This window comes from Streptomyces sp. NPDC050988, from assembly GCF_044456225.1.
Lineage (GTDB): Bacteria > Actinomycetota > Actinomycetes > Streptomycetales > Streptomycetaceae > Streptomyces.
The window spans coordinates 976,089-990,049 of record NZ_JBITFQ010000001.1 but is presented as its reverse complement, the minus strand read 5'-3'; the positions used below and the strand labels follow the sequence as shown (position 1 = coordinate 990,049).

At 70.6% G+C, this 13,961-nt stretch carries 15 protein-coding genes and 1 pseudogene; 5 read left to right on the top strand and 11 right to left on the bottom strand.

Translation table 11 applies throughout. The features are described from left to right. Position 1: 1 nt before the first annotated feature. The 4 genes from ACIBEI_RS04425 to ACIBEI_RS04410 are packed head-to-tail and all read right to left on the bottom strand — an operon-like array spanning position 2 to position 3,903. Entirely contained in the window at positions 2–1,438 is a 1,437-nt protein-coding gene (locus ACIBEI_RS04425) for an NAD(P)/FAD-dependent oxidoreductase (RefSeq protein ID WP_398884887.1), read from the bottom strand. Continuing rightward, positions 1,422–2,666: an MAB_1171c family putative transporter gene (locus ACIBEI_RS04420; protein ID WP_398884885.1), complete on the bottom strand. Its 1,245-nt coding sequence runs from the start codon at positions 2,664–2,666 to the stop codon at positions 1,422–1,424. Before ACIBEI_RS04420 ends, ACIBEI_RS04425 begins: the two co-directional genes overlap by 17 nt. A gap of 15 nt (positions 2,667–2,681) precedes the next feature. Next, the gene (locus ACIBEI_RS04415) at positions 2,682–3,212 is read right to left on the bottom strand and encodes a toxin-antitoxin system, toxin component (protein ID WP_359711860.1); all 531 of its coding nucleotides are present in this window, start codon (positions 3,210–3,212) and stop codon (positions 2,682–2,684) included. Positions 3,213–3,243: 31 nt separating this feature from the next. Beyond that, positions 3,244–3,903 carry a helix-turn-helix domain-containing protein gene (locus ACIBEI_RS04410; RefSeq protein ID WP_398884883.1) on the bottom strand — a complete coding sequence of 220 codons (660 nt, stop codon included), beginning with the start codon at positions 3,901–3,903 and terminating at the stop codon, positions 3,244–3,246. A 276-nt stretch (positions 3,904–4,179) separates the two neighbouring features. Between ACIBEI_RS04410 and ACIBEI_RS04405 the strand changes: the two genes are divergently transcribed. Continuing rightward, positions 4,180–4,839: a hypothetical protein gene (locus ACIBEI_RS04405; protein ID WP_398884881.1), complete on the top strand. Its 660-nt coding sequence runs from the start codon at positions 4,180–4,182 to the stop codon at positions 4,837–4,839. A gap of 8 nt (positions 4,840–4,847) precedes the next feature. Here ACIBEI_RS04405 and ACIBEI_RS04400 read toward each other — a convergent pair whose 3' ends face one another. Genes ACIBEI_RS04400 through ACIBEI_RS04385 form a run of 4 tightly spaced genes read right to left on the bottom strand, consistent with a single transcriptional unit; the run spans position 4,848 to position 8,237 of the window. Continuing rightward, positions 4,848–5,654: an ABC transporter ATP-binding protein gene (locus tag ACIBEI_RS04400; protein ID WP_398885122.1), complete on the bottom strand. Its 807-nt coding sequence runs from the start codon at positions 5,652–5,654 to the stop codon at positions 4,848–4,850. 44 nt (positions 5,655–5,698) lie between these two features. Beyond that, the gene (locus ACIBEI_RS04395; RefSeq protein WP_398885120.1) at positions 5,699–6,478 is read right to left on the bottom strand and encodes an ABC transporter permease; all 780 of its coding nucleotides are present in this window, start codon (positions 6,476–6,478) and stop codon (positions 5,699–5,701) included. Between the two features lie 20 nt (positions 6,479–6,498). Then, positions 6,499–7,272 carry an ABC transporter permease gene (locus tag ACIBEI_RS04390; RefSeq protein ID WP_398884879.1) on the bottom strand — a complete coding sequence of 258 codons (774 nt, stop codon included), beginning with the start codon at positions 7,270–7,272 and terminating at the stop codon, positions 6,499–6,501. Next, positions 7,269–8,237: an ABC transporter substrate-binding protein gene (locus ACIBEI_RS04385; protein ID WP_398884877.1), complete on the bottom strand. Its 969-nt coding sequence runs from the start codon at positions 8,235–8,237 to the stop codon at positions 7,269–7,271. The genes ACIBEI_RS04390 and ACIBEI_RS04385 overlap by 4 nt, the downstream gene beginning before the upstream one ends. A 183-nt stretch (positions 8,238–8,420) precedes the next feature. Here ACIBEI_RS04385 and ACIBEI_RS04380 point away from each other — a divergent pair, with 183 nt between their 5' ends. Beyond that, positions 8,421–9,218, top strand: a complete 798-nt coding sequence (locus tag ACIBEI_RS04380; protein WP_398884876.1) for an IclR family transcriptional regulator C-terminal domain-containing protein — start codon at positions 8,421–8,423, stop codon at positions 9,216–9,218. A gap of 6 nt (positions 9,219–9,224) precedes the next feature. Here the strand turns inward: ACIBEI_RS04380 and ACIBEI_RS04375 are convergent, their stop codons facing one another. Genes ACIBEI_RS04375 through ACIBEI_RS04365 form a run of 3 tightly spaced genes read right to left on the bottom strand, consistent with a single transcriptional unit; the run spans position 9,225 to position 11,451 of the window. Next, on the bottom strand, positions 9,225–10,169 hold the full coding sequence (locus ACIBEI_RS04375) for a PDR/VanB family oxidoreductase (RefSeq protein WP_398884874.1): 945 nt from the start codon (positions 10,167–10,169) through the stop codon (positions 9,225–9,227). Beyond that, entirely contained in the window at positions 10,166–10,390 is a 225-nt protein-coding gene (locus ACIBEI_RS04370; protein ID WP_398884872.1) for a hypothetical protein, read from the bottom strand. Before ACIBEI_RS04370 ends, ACIBEI_RS04375 begins: the two co-directional genes overlap by 4 nt. Further along, positions 10,387–11,451 (bottom strand): Rieske 2Fe-2S domain-containing protein, encoded by a 1,065-nt coding sequence (locus tag ACIBEI_RS04365; protein ID WP_388452551.1) that lies wholly within the window; start codon positions 11,449–11,451, stop codon positions 10,387–10,389. The genes ACIBEI_RS04370 and ACIBEI_RS04365 overlap by 4 nt, the downstream gene beginning before the upstream one ends. A gap of 116 nt (positions 11,452–11,567) precedes the next feature. Between ACIBEI_RS04365 and ACIBEI_RS04360 the strand changes: the two genes are divergently transcribed. The 3 genes and pseudogenes from ACIBEI_RS04360 to ACIBEI_RS04350 all read left to right on the top strand — a co-directional run bounded on the left by ACIBEI_RS04360 (position 11,568) and on the right by ACIBEI_RS04350 (position 13,932). Next, the gene (locus ACIBEI_RS04360) at positions 11,568–12,215 is read left to right on the top strand and encodes an inositol monophosphatase family protein (RefSeq protein ID WP_398884870.1); all 648 of its coding nucleotides are present in this window, start codon (positions 11,568–11,570) and stop codon (positions 12,213–12,215) included. A gap of 442 nt (positions 12,216–12,657) precedes the next feature. After that, on the top strand, positions 12,658–13,239 hold the full coding sequence (locus ACIBEI_RS04355) for a polysaccharide deacetylase family protein (RefSeq protein ID WP_398884868.1): 582 nt from the start codon (positions 12,658–12,660) through the stop codon (positions 13,237–13,239). A gap of 46 nt (positions 13,240–13,285) precedes the next feature. Next, positions 13,286–13,932 (top strand): annotated as a pseudogene (locus ACIBEI_RS04350) (GntR family transcriptional regulator). The last annotated feature ends 29 nt before the right edge of the window (positions 13,933–13,961 follow it).

The window sequence follows — 13,961 nt, the reverse complement described above, 5'->3', positions numbered from 1 at the left end:
GTCAGCCCTCCCGCGCCCCCGACGGCTCCGGTGCGCCCAGGACCGTGTCCCGTTCCTTGTCCGACAGCGGCGGATCGGCGAGGGGTGTCCGGCGGGGGCCCCGGAGCACCGCGATGACGACGGCCGGCTGAACCAGTGCGCTGAGGGGCTTGGACAGCGTCACCACGTCGAAGAACGCCTGGGTGACCAGGGGGCGGGCGGTCGCCGTCAGCATCAGGCGGTCGATGTAGCGGCCCAGGAGCTTGTCCGTGAGGCCCGGCTGCTCGCCGATCGCGCCGGGGTAGAGGATGTCGGTGCCGGTGGCCAGGTCCCAGGCGGTGGAGACGGGCCGGGCCACGGCACGCTGCGCACGACGGGCGAGCCCGGGTGTGGCGACCCCGTACTCGGCCACGAGCTCGCGCAGCGCCACGGCACCCTGCGCGGCCACCGACAGCCCGTGCCCGTACACCGGGTTGTACGTGGCGACCGAGTCCCCGATCGCGACGAAGCCCTCGGGCCAGTCCTTGACCTTCTCGAACAGGTGGCGGCGGTTCACGGTGCTGCGGGTGACGAAGACGTCCGACAGGGGCTCCGCGTGGGCGATGAGTTCGCCGACGACCGGATGCCTGACCCCGCGGGCGAACGTCTCGAACTCCTCGGCGGAGCCGGTGGGCCGGCCGCCCCGCGTGCCCGACAGGGTCACCAGCCAGCGGCCGCCCTCGATCGGCACGATGGTCGTCGTCTGCCCGGGGACGGGCTGCCGCGCGTCCGACTGCACGTTCACCAGGGGGAAGTCCTCGGTGCCCTCGGGCGCCCGGAAGATCCGGCTGGCGTACGCGAGTCCGGAGTCGACCTCCTCCATCGGCGCCGGGGACACACCCAGCTCGTCGAGCCACCTGATCGCCCGCGATCCGCGCCCGGCGGCGTCCACGACGAGATCGGCCGCGAGGACGCTCTCCCCGCCCCCGGCCGTACGGACCCGTACACCGGTCACGCGTCGCGCGTCGCCCTCCAGGCCGAGCAGTTCGGTACGCGGCAGCACGGTGACGCGGGCCTTGCGCGCGACCCGCTCGCGTACCACCCAGTCGAGGAGGTCACGGCTGCAGGCGATCATGAACTGCATCTCGGGCCACCGGCGGAACCAGCCCCGCGGCTGCATGGAGACAAGGCCGGTCGGCAGCGAGATGCGCCGGGCACCGGCGGCGAGCCACCCGTCGGTGACACCGGGCAGCAGCTCCTCCATCGCGCGGGCACCGCCGGACCACACGATGTGGACGTGGCGTGCCTGGGGGAGCCCCTTGCGCGGGTCGGGTCCGTCCGGCAGCACATCGCGCTCGACGAGGGTGACGTCGGCGTACTCGCCGAGTGCGGCGGCGGCCAGCATGCCGGCCATCCCACCGCCGATCACGACGGCACGTCTGGGGGCCGTTCCTGGTGCGGGGCTAGCTGGTTCGCTCATGGAAGTCGCTCTCTGACCTGGTCGCGTACTGCCCTCGGGCAGCCGCGACGACGGGGGACTGACGCAGCGCGATGGACATCCGCACGAGGTCGCGCGGTCCCTCGGTGGACATGGACGGAGAGGTGGCGGCGGGCGAGGGGGCGGCGGCCGGGGCGTCGGCCGCCGTCTCCGCCGAGTCGATGACCCTGCCGTCCGGGTCGGCGGCCCGAGCCCGCACCGCCGCCGTCACCATCGCCGCGTCGGCCTCGGCCTGCGCCTGGGCGGGATCGGAGCCCGCCGCGAGGGCCGCGTCGTAGGCGTTCGCGCGCACCCCGGTGTCGAAGTAGGGATACAGGCTGAGCATGCCGTCGTGGATGTCCGACTCCCGCTGGGTGACCTGGAGTTCGGCCGGGGACCACCACGACATGCGTACGCCGTGGGCCGCGTGCGGCGAGACCGGCTTCAGCTCGCGCCACAGCGGGCCGAGGCGGCGGTACGTCGACCAGGTGGACCAGGTGTCGCCGACCCGCTGGCAGGCCAGGGGGAAACAGAAGCCGATCGCGCTGATCTGCACCCCGGTGGAAGCGAGTACGGGGGCCGCGTCGGAGCTGAGGTAGTCGAGGTTCGCGCCGTTCCAGCGGGCGATCACCGCGGTGAACTTGGTGGTCAGATAGGCGATGTTGAACAGATAGCCGGCCACGATGATCAGCAGACCGGCCCGCAGCCACCCCTGCACCTGAAGTGCCCAGCGCCCGCACATGACGCTCATCGCGACACCCGAGACGGTCAGTGCCATGAGATAGAGCACGATCATCTCGCGGACGAACGGCTCGTTGGCGTAGTACGTGTCGAAGTCCACCAGCCGTTCCACCGGCGCGTCGCCGAGGACGAACAGCACGACCAGCGCCACGATCACGACGCTGTAGCCGATGATCCAGTTGCGCGACACCCGGCGGGTCGACTCCGGCGGGCCGCCACGCCAGTTGACGATCAGTACCAGGCAGGCGGCGCTGAAGGCGCTCAACAGGCAGTAGACCAGCGGTGCCGAGACGTTCGTGATCCCGATGACGTCGTTGACCTCACCGATGGTCGGCGGGGCCGCGAAGAAGAACACCAGCCCGGCCAGCGCCATCAGCGTGCACACGGAGCGCAGCAGCGGGTCGCGCCAGGACCGTGACAGCGCGGGCGCCTTGAACAGGAGGGCGGCCGCCATGGCGACGGCGGGAATGTAGTAGCTGGACCCGTCCACGGTGTTCCGGCGCCCTCAGCCCTGCGGCCCGCGATAGCCCAGGGTGGCCTCGATCCGGCCGGCGAGACCGTCACGCCGTACGGGACCGCGCAGCGGCGAACCCGCCAGCCACACCCGGCACTTGCTCGCCAGCAACAACCCGAAGCTCTCGGCGTCCTTCTCGTCGGCCAGGTCCGACCGGGTGCGGGCCGCCACCTTCAGGACGGTCGCCTGGAGGTCGGCGTCGTCCGACAGCATGCGGGCGGCGACGGCGGCGCCCTCCACGTGATGGCTGCAGTGCCCGGCGTTCATGTGCCACAGCTCATGGCCGAGGATCACCAACTGGTGGTCGGGCGCGGTGCGTTCCTCGACGACGACGAGGTCCTGGTCCGCCATGTCGAGCCAGAGCCCGCTGGCGGTGCCCGGCGGGAACGCGGCCGTGCGGAACTGCACCGGGCGTCCGCGCCGTCTGCTCATGGCGTCGCACAGCGCGGCGTACAGATCGGCGGGCTCCGCCGGTGCCGGCAGTGAGAGCTCGTCGACCAACTCGCCGCACAGGCGGCGCATGTCCTTTCCTATGCCCACTGAATCCCCCGGATCACGACTCGGGCCGCTTGACGCTCTCCAGGAGCATGTCCAGCCACTCGGCGACCTTGTCCCGGTGCTGGTCGGTGGGCAACTGCGCGGCCCGCCAGGCGATCCCGCGAACCCCGTGGTCCTGCAGCAGCCGCTCCAGCGGATCGTCGGCGGCGGCCAGGGCCGCCTCGCGCTCCCGGTCGGCGAGCCGCTGCAGCAGCTCCTGCTCGGTGTGCTGGAGGGCGCCCGCGAGTGCCTCGGGGTCCTCCGCGGTGAGGAATCCGGCGTGCACCCGGAAGAATCGCTGGATGGCGTCGCAGTGCTCCATCGTGGGGCGCCGGTCGCCGTTGATGAGGGCCCCCGCCTGCTGGCGCGACATCCCGGCGCCGTCGGCGATCTCCTGCTGGGTGTACCGGCGGCCGCCCGGCTTCAGGCGGGTGCGGCGCAGCAGGTCGAGGCGTTGCAGGAAACGGGCCTGGAGATCGGGCTCGCCCGCGGGCCGCCCGTGGAGCAGGGATCTGACCACGACCTCGGGGACTCCGGAGGCCGCGGACAGCCGCCGGACGTCGAACACCTCGTCGTGCGGCGCGCCGAGCCGGTCGGCCAGCCCGGTGACTCGGGCCACGACGGCCGGCAGCAGACCCGTCGCCGTGGCGCCCGGAACCTCGAAGCCATCCGTCACCGACACTTCTCTCCTACGTCTCTTGTCGACCGCTCCGGTGGAACCGGATTCCTCGGACGTGAAGCCCCTGTGGGAATTCCGGAAGTGCGGAGTGAACCGCCCGAAGACCGGAGAGTAGCCCTTTGGTCGAACTCACATCCAGGTCTCGCCACAACTGTGGCGGGATTCAGCCGTCAACGGGCGCCAAATGCCACGATAGTTGACACCGCTCGGCCAGGGGTAGCAGGATCACGACGCCGCGATAGGGCCGCATAGGCAAGAGGGGTGGACCTCCCGATGGCATACCAGGCAGGAGGGCCCCGGCCACAGCCGCGACCCGCCCCCGAGAGTCGTGAGGCCCAGGCGTATCTCCAGGACTACGGCGCGCTTCTGGAGGCCGTCACCTTTCCCTCCGTGGTCGTCGACCACCGCTGGGACGTCGTCCTGGCGAACGGTGCGTTCGAGACACTTTTCCGCGGGGTGGGCCCGCATCCCACCGCCATGCCGTGGGACAACTTCCTCCGGTTCGTCCTGTTCCATCCGGACGCCGGCACGGTCCTCGGCGAGCACGAGTCGAGCTGGTGTCTGCCGATGCTGGCGCACTTCGCCGCCGCCGTCGAGCGGCACGGCCACGACCACGGACTTCAGTCGATCCTCCGGGACATCGCCCAGGACCCGATCATGGACGCCGCCTACCGGCACGGCCTGCCGCACTGGATCCGCTCGGTCGGCCCGGACGCCGTCGAACACGACGGCGCGGTACGGCCGTTACTCCATCCCGACCCGCGCTGGGGCCGTACGGACTGCCGCATCGTCGGGGAGACCACCAAGACCCTTCAGGGCATGGGCTATACGAGACTGACACTGGTCCTGCGCGAGACCCGCCGCCCGCCTGCCGCGCGGCGTACGCGGAGTGCGACGAGTCATCTGAGTGTGGTGCCCGCCGCGGACGCGTAGTACCCGCGTCACGCAAGCCGTTGGTCCTTCACCACACGGTCGACCGGTGTCCCGCGCTTCGCCGCCTGGATCTGCTCGTACACATGGGTCCGCAGCTCGGCGAAGCGCGGGGCCACCCGGGTGTGCAACTGGTCGCGCTCGGCGGGGAGATCGATCTTCAGCTGCTCCTGGACGACCGTCGGGGAGGAGGACAGGATCAGCACCCGCTCGCCGAGATAGACGGCCTCGTCGATGTCGTGCGTCACGAAGAGGATCGTGATGCCCCGCTGCCGCCACAACCCGCGGACCAGATCCTCCAGTTCGGCGCGGGTCTGCGCGTCCACCGCCGCGAACGGCTCGTCCATGAGCAGCACATCGGGCTCGTACGCGAGCGCGCGGGCGATCGCCACCCGCTGCTGCATGCCGCCGGACAGCTGCCACGGGTACGCGCCCGCCGCGTCGGTGAGACCGACCGACTCCAGCGCGTCGGCGACCAGTCCACGACGCCTCGCGCTCGGCAACCTCTTCTGTTTGAGGGGGAGTTCGACGTTCTCGCGGACCCGCATCCAGGGGAAGAGGCTGCGCCCGTACTCCTGGAAGACGACGGCCATCCCGGGCGGCGGTCCGGTCACGCGCTCGCCTCCGAGGAGTACGTCACCCGCGGTGGGCGTCAGCAGTCCGGCCACGCACTTCAGCAGCGTCGTCTTGCCGCAGCCCGACGGCCCGACCAGACACACCAGTTCGCCGGCCTCGACCGTGAAGGTGAGGTCGCCCACCGCCTCCACCCGGCGGCCCGACCCCTCGTAGACCTTCTGGAGGCCGCGTACGTCGAGCATGGAGCGCCCTTTCGCGAGGTTCACGTTCGAGAGGTTCGAGTGGTTCACGATGACCGCCGGGAGACGTCGCGCGAGCCGTGGTACCAGCCGAGCACCCGCCGCTCGACCAGCCGGAAGACGACCGACAGCACGAAACCGAGCAGCCCGAGCAGCAGGATCCCCGTCCACATCTCGGGGATGGCGAAGCCGCGCTGGAACTGGACGACGGTGAAGCCGAGTCCGTTGCTCGCGGCGAACATCTCGCTGATGACCATCAGGATGATGCCGATGGACAGGGCCTGCCGCAGCCCCGCGAAGATCTGCGGACTCGCCGAGCGCAGCACCACGTGCCGCAGCCGGGCCACACCGGTGATGCCGTACGAGCGGGCCGTCTCCGACATCACGGAGTCGACCGCCCGGACGCCCTCCACGGTGTTGAGCAGGATCGGCCAGACACAGCCGCTCGCGATCACGGCGATCTTCATCGTGTCCCCGAAGCCCGCGAAGAGCATGATGACCGGCACGAGCACGGGCGGCGGCACCGCGCGCAGGAATTCCAGCACCGGCTCGCACACGGCCCGCACCCGGCGGTAGGAGCCGATGACCGTGCCGAGCGCCACGCCCGCGACGGCCGCGCACGCGTAGCCGGCGCTCAGCCGCAGCACGCTCGGCAGCACGTCGTCGCGCCACCGTTCGCCCGTCCACACGTCCGGGAAGGTGGTGAGGATCGTGCGCAGCGGCGGCCAGTAGACGTCGGTGCTGCCGTCCGAGGCGACCCACCACCCCGCCACGAGCAGCGCGGGCAGCGCGACGACGAAGAACACCCGCAGCAGGACGCCCCTCACACCGCCCGTCACACCGCCCCTCACACCGCCACCTCCCCGCGCACGGACTGGTGCCAGGCCAGCGCCCGCCGCTCGACGGTCCGCGCGCCCACGTTGATCAGCAGCCCGAGCAGCCCGGTGACCACCACCAGCGCGTACATCTCCGGCACGGCCTGCGAGGTCTGGGCCACGGCGATACGGGCGCCCAACCCCGGTGCCCCGATGACGAGTTCGGCCGTCACGGCGAGGATGAGCGCCACCGCGGCGGCCAGCCGCACACCCGTCATGACGTACGGGAGGGCCGTGGGCCACAGCACGTACCGGATCCGCGCCCAGGCGCCGAGGCCGTACGAGCGGGCCGTCTCCTCGGCGACCGGGTCGACGTCCTGGACGCCGTACATGACCTGGACGAGGACCTGCCAGAAGGACGCGTACACGACCAGGAGGAGGACCGAGCGCAGTTCGGTGCCGAACAGCAGGACGGCCAGCGGGATCAGGGCGACCGAGGGGATCGGGCGCAGAAACTCGATCGTGGAGGCCGTCGCCTCGCGGAGGTAGGGCGTGACCGAGATCAGAACTCCCGCCAGGATTCCGGCGGTCACCGCGATGGTGAGCCCGATCGCCCAGCCGGTGAGCGTGTCCCCGAGCGCGGTCCAGAACGCCTCGTCGGCGACTTCCGTCGCGAGCGCGTCGGCGATGCGGCTGGTCGGCGGGAAGTACTCGTCCTTGACGAGGCCGAGCCGCGGCACCGCCTCGCCGAGTGCGAGGAAGGCCGCGAGCCCGGCCGCGCCCAGGAGGGCGTTGGCGCCCCTCACGGAAGCAGCTTGTCCAGGTCCGGGGCCGTCTTGAACAGGCCGTCCTGCACGCCCAGTTCGGACAGCCGCTCGACGGAGGCGCGGTTCGGCTCGGCCGGCCACCGGGGCAGGGTCAGCGTCTCCAGGAGGTTCTTCGGGATCTTCGTGTACGTGGCGATGATCTCGCGGACCTCGTCAGGGTGGCTGTCGGCGTAGGCGAGGGACTCGGCGGTCGCCTCCTGGAACTTCTTCAGCGTCTCCGGGTTCTTCTGGGCGTACTGCTGGGAGGTGAAGTACATGGCCACGGTGAGCTCGGGCGACACGTCGACGAAGAGCGACGCGATGCTGGTGCCGCCCTGAGACTTGATGGTGGCGAGCGCGGGTTCCACGACACAGGCCGCGTCCACCTGGCCGTTCGCGAGCGCGGCCGGCATCTGGTCGAAGGGCATCTCCACGAACTCGACCTTGGACGGGTCGCCGCCGTCCTTGCGGACCGACTCCCTGACCGAGGTGTCACAGATGTTGTTGAGCGTGTTGGCGGCGACCTTCTTGCCCTCCACGTCCTTCGCGGACTTGAGGGGGCTGCCCTTCTTCACGGCGAGTGCCGCGAAGTCGGCGCCCTGCTCGCCGGTGGACGCGACACCGTTCGACACGGCCTTGACCGGCATGTTCTTGGACTGGGCGACCAGCAGAGACGTCATGTTGCTGAAGCCGAAGTCGAACTGGCCGGAGACCACACCGGGCACGATCGCCGCACCGCCCTGCGCGCTCGTCAGCGACAGCTTGAGGCCGCGTTTGCTGTAGAAACCCTTCGACTGGCCCAGATAGAGGGGCGCGACGTCGATGATGGGGATGACGCCGGCCTTGATCGTGGTGGTACCACCGGACGCCTTGGCGTCGTCCGACCCGGAGGAGTCGGACGAACCGCAGGCCGTCGCGGCGACGAACACGGCTCCGGCCGCCAGGCCGATGAGCAGACGACGCATGACTCCCCCTACTGGGACAGTTCCTCGACAGGCTGTGCGCAGACCGCACAGAAGTGCTCAGCGGGAACGTAGAACCTTGCCGGGAGCGGGTCAATGCTCTTGACACGCAAGGTCGTTGACAGTTGCCGAAGTGTGCTCCTAGCGTGCGCAGTGCGCACCCCCGTGCGTCCCGTGGAGGCGATGATGCCTGCTGGAGCCCGCGAACCTCATTTCGTCCGTTCCTTCGAGCGCGGCCTCGCGGTCATCCGCGCCTTCGACGCCGAGCACCCGGAACTGACGCTCAGCGAGGTGGCCCGGCTCACCGACCTCACCCGCGCGGCGGCCCGCCGCTTCCTGCTGACGCTCCTCGACCTGGGATACGTGACGACGGACGGGCGGATGTTCCGGCTCACCCCGCGCGTCCTGGAACTCGGCTACTCGTACCTGTCCAGTTTCACCCTGCCGGAGATCGCCGAGCCCCATCTGGAGCAACTCGTCGCGCAGATAAGGGAGTCGTCGTCCCTGTGCGTCCTCGACGGCGACGACATCGTGTACGTGGCCCGGGTGCCCACCCACCGCATCATGACCGCGACCATCACGGTCGGCACCCGCTTCCCGGCCCATGTGACCTCCGTGGGGCGGGTGTTGCTCGCGCAGCTGCCCGACGAGGAGATCGACGCCCGCCTCGTCCGCGCGGACCTGCGCGCTCTCACGGCCCGCACGATCGTCTCGGCCGACCTGCTGCGCACCGAACTGCGCCGGGTCCGCCGACAGGGGTACGCGATCGTCGACCAGGAACTGGAGGAGGGGCTGCGCTCGGTCGCCGTCCCGGTGCGGGACCGGGACGGCGAGGTGGTGGCGGCGGTCAACATCCCCGTGCACGCCAGCCGCAACTCCGTCGACTCCGTACGCCGTGACCTGCTGCCGCATCTGCTGGCCACGGTCGCCCGGATCGAGGCGGACCTGGGGTCCGTCCGCCGGATCGGGTCGGTGACGCGGTAGGAGCCGTCACAGGTCGAGCACGAGGCGCTTCCCGCGACACCGGGACACACAGATGAGCATGGTCTCGCCGGCCTCCCGCTCCTCGTCCGTGAGCACCGAGTCCCGGTGGTCCGGGGTGCCTTCGAGGACGTCCGTCTCGCAGGTCCCGCAGGTGCCCTCGGTGCAGGAGAAGAGCACCTCGACCCCCGCGGACCGTACGGTGTCGAGCACGGAGACGTCCGCGGGGACGGTGAGGGTCTGGCCCGAGCGTTCCAGGACCACCTCGAACTCCGTGTCCGCGCCCGTCTCCTGGACCTTGGGCTGGAACCGCTCGACGTGCAGGGAGCCCTTCGGCCACCGCATGCACCGCTCCTCCACGGCGTCCAGCAGCGGCCCGGGACCGCAGCAGTAGACGAGCGTGTCGGCCTGAGGGCTCCCGAGTTCGGAGTCGAGGTCGAGCAGCCCGGCCTCGTCCTGTGGGGCGACGCGCACCCTGTCCCCGTACCGGCCCAACTCCTCGACGAAGGCCATGGAGTTGCGCGTACGGCCGCCGTACAGCAGTGTCCACTCCGCGCCCGCCGCCTCGGCCGCGGCCAGCATCGGCAGGATCGGGGTGATGCCGATGCCGCCCGCGACGAAGCGGTAGCGCGGCGAGGGCTGGAGGGCGAAGTGGTTGCGCGGGCCGCGCACGCGGACCTTGTCGCCCGCCTCCAACTGCCCGTGCACATGGGCGGATCCGCCGCGTCCGTCGGGCTCCCGCAGGACCGCGACGCGCCAGGAGCGCCGGTCGGCCGGATCGCCGCACAGGGAGTACTGCCGCTCCAGGTCCGGGCCCAGGATCACATCGATGTGGGCGCCCGGCTCCCAGGCCGGCAGTTCCTCGCCGAGCGGATGGCGGAGGGTGAGGGCGAGCACGCCTTCGGCGGCCAAGTCCCGTCGCTCGACGACGAGTTCGGCTTCGTAGGAGGTCATGAGCCGTTTCCTTGGGGGACGTTCGGGTCGCGTGGGCCGTTCGGCACGTCGGCCACGTTGCGGTCGCGCGGGGTGTGTCCTTCGGGGTGGCCGAGCATCCACTCCCACATCTCGATCGGGTCCTCGGCGCTGTGCTCGGCCCCGCAGTGACAGGTGCCGTGCAGCACGTCGGTGCCCGGCAGCCAGTCGATGCGGTAGATCTCGCCGGTCGGGCTGGTCACTGGACCTTCTCCATGGGCTTCTCGCCCTCCTCGACCAGCCGGGCGAGGATCCGGCGGGCGGCCAGACCACCGGTGTCGATGTTGATGCTCAGCTCCTGGTAACCGGTCCGCTCCGTACCCAGCGTCTTCTGCAGCAGGTTGAGCGCGTCGACGTCCTGCATCACGACGGTGTGGTTGTTGCCCCGCAGGAACTCGGTGACCTCGGCGTCGTCGGTCGCCCAGTCGCGCGAGACCATCCAGAAGTCGTACACCTTGCCGTCGGCGGACGGCGTGATGGCGTACGTGATCTCCGTGTGGAAGCCGTTCGGGTCGCTGCCGTCCGCCTCGGGCACCACACCGACCGGGGCGATCCGGCTGTGCAGCAGATACAGACACGGCGCGTGGTACTCGATGTCCTGCCAGCGGGTGATCCGCCCTTTGATACCGGTCGACTTGGCATAGAACGGCGGGCACTCGGCGTCGTCCATGTGCCGGCTGACCCGCACGATGCCCGCGCCCTCGTCCACCTCGGTGGTGATCGGCGTCTCGGCGACCTCCGGGGTGCCGATGTAGCCGCCGTGCAGATACGTCTCGTGGGACAGGTCGAGGAGGTTGTCCACGAGGAGGCCGTAGTCGGCGTCGATCGGCTCCATCCCGCTGACGGTGACCCAGCCGGGGGAGTCCAGGTGCCTGGCCCGCGGGATGGTCTCCGGGTCGGCGAGGGCCGGGTCGCCTATCCACACCCAGATCAGGGCGTCCTGCTCGACCACCGGGTAGGAGGCGACCCGGGCGGTACGGGGGACACGCTTCTGACCGGGCACGTACACGCACGTCCCCGTCGTGTCGTACGTGAAGCCGTGATAGCCGCAGACGATCCGGTCGCCGTCGAGCCCGCTCTCCGAGAGCGGATACCGGCGGTGTACACAGCGGTCGTGCAGGGCGACCGGCCGTCCGTCGTCCTCGGTGCGGTAGAAGACGAGCGGCTCCCCGAGAACCGTCCGGCCGAGCAACTCCCGCCCCACCTCGTGGGCGTAGGCGGCGACGTACCACTGGTTCCTGGCGAATGCGGTCATGTGAGGCATGGGCGGTCCCGTCCCGTGAAGCGGGGCGCCGTCGCCCCGCGTGCCGTGGTTGGACTCAGCGTCCTGACCCTTGCGGCAGCTCCGCAAGACGGCTTCCGTGAGGCGGAAGAGCTTTCGTGAAAGGGCTGGTCAGGGTATGGGTCCGGCTGTCGGGGCTACGGGCGTGTGCGAGGGAGCGGCGACGTTGTTCGGCGCACGCAATCGCGCGTGATCCCGAGAGGATCGCCCTGCCCGACTCCGCGAGCCTGCGCAGAGTGGCGGGCGACGTGCACGACGCGGCGAGTATCGCCGCCGTCATGGACGGGGACTCCGTGGTCCTTTCCGCGCTCGGTACGGACCGGGCCGGGACCCTCCTGACCGGCGCCCGGGCCGTCGTCGCCGCCGGCCCGCGGCGCGTCATCTGGCTCGGTGCCAAGACGTCGTTGGACGGCGCACTGGCCGGGACCGGACAGGCCAAGCCGGGTCACGACCCCGAGCTCGCGCAGCGGATGGGCTCCGCCTTCACCGCGATGACGAACTCCGCCCTCCACGTACGGGTCTCCGTGCCGGTGACCCACCAGCTCGCCCAGGTCGCCGCGGGCCGGATGGACCTGCACTGGCAGTTCGACAACGTCCGGTCCCACGCGGCGGGTGTGCTGCTGGTCCAGGAGGCCGGAGGCGTCGTGACCGACATCGAGAGCAAACCGTGGGAACGGGCCGACGAGAGCTACCTCGCCGCCGCACCGGGCGTGCACGCCGCCGCGCTCGAAGTCCTCACAGCTTGAGGGGAGTTGGGGTCGAGGCGGCGCCGGGTGAGGGTCGTAGGCGGGGTGTTCGTCGCGACCGGCTCCTGCGGCCGACGTTCAGGGATCGATCGCCGCGTCGATGCACGTCTTGGTGGTGTCGGTGAGGAAGTCTCGGCCGCTTCCTGGTGTCACTGCCATGCCGCGCAACAAATGGTGCCAATGTTCGGCTATGAAACGTTATGCCCCATCGGGGTTGATGGTCTTCACCTGCCTGTCAGTCGCTGTCGCAGTCACTGCCGCTGCCCTGACGTTGGGTCCGGTCCTCCCCGCGAGCGGGCACACCCGCACGGATGGTTGCCGTCAGGCGGGCGCCACGACGGGATGCGGGGTGGCCCCGCGGTCGGTGCGCGGGGCGGATCCGGGGCCGGTCGGGAGACTCCACGGTTCGGAGGTCCGCCGGATTCCGACCAGTAGCCGAGTGGTGGCGCTGACGTTCAACGCGGCGTGGGACGAGACAGGGGTGGAAACGGCCTTGGCGGTGCTGCGCGGGCGGAACGTGCCGGCGACGTTCTTCCTGACAGGCAAGTTCGCCGAGCGCCAACCCGGTGCGGCCCGGTCGATGGCGGCCGAGCACGGGATCGGCAACCACTCCTACAGCCATCCGCGATTCGCAGACCTCACCCGCCCGGAGGCGGAGCAGGAGATCATGGGCGCGGACCGGGCGATCCGACGGGCGACCGGGGCGCTACCGCTCCCGTTCTTCCGCTTCCCCTACAGCGCCACGACCCCGGAGGGCATCGCGCAGGCCAACGAACTGGGCTTCGCGGACATCGAGTTCACCACCGACACCAACGGCTACCTCGGAACCGCCGGCGGTATGACGGTCCAAAAGGTTGTCGACCGGGTCGTGGACGCCCTGACGCCCGGCGCGATCGTGCAGATGCACGTCGGTACGGCCCAGCGGCACGAACCCGCCCTCGACGTCCAGGCTCTCCCGCGGATCATCGACACCATCCACGCCCACGGATACCGGATCACCGACCTGCGCACCGTCCTCGAATAGGAAACCCTCCAGGAAATCCACCCGCCCCATCTGCGACGATCCCTGCGTGGACTACCCGGACGACCAGCCCCCGCGGCCCCCGTCCGCTCCGGATTCCGGAGACGGCCGCATCCCGAAGTGCTACGCGGTGAAGGGGCGGATCTCCGCCCTCGTCGACGAACTCGGGGAGGGCGGGCTGCTCCCCACCGAGCGGGACCTGTCCGAGCGGTACGAGGTCGCGCGGGAGACCGTACGCCAGGCGATCCGTGAACTGGTGCTGGAGGGACGGCTGCGGCGGCAGGGGCGCGGCACGGTCGTCGCGGGCCCGAAGCTGGAGCAGCCCCTGTCGCTCGCCGGCTACACCGAAGGCGTACGACGTCAGGGGCGCACCCCCGGCCGAAACCTCGTCACCCTCGACCGCTTCCCCTGCCCCGAAGCGCTCGCCGCCGAGACCGGGCTCACGCGCGGCGAGCCGGTCTGGCATCTGGAGCGCGTGCTGCTCGCGGACGACGAGCGCGTCGGTCTGGAGAGCACCTACGTCTCCGTGGCCCGCATTCCCCGCCTGGACGCCGACTTCGGCCCGGACTCCTCCTTCGACGCCCACCTCCACCAGCAGGGCATCGCCTTCGGAGACACCGACGGGCAGCCGCTGGAGCGGGTGCGGACGCCGTTCCGGGGGATCGGTTCTCGTTCGCGACCGATCTCCGAGGCTGAAAACACCCTCTCCATCGACAAGAACCTCA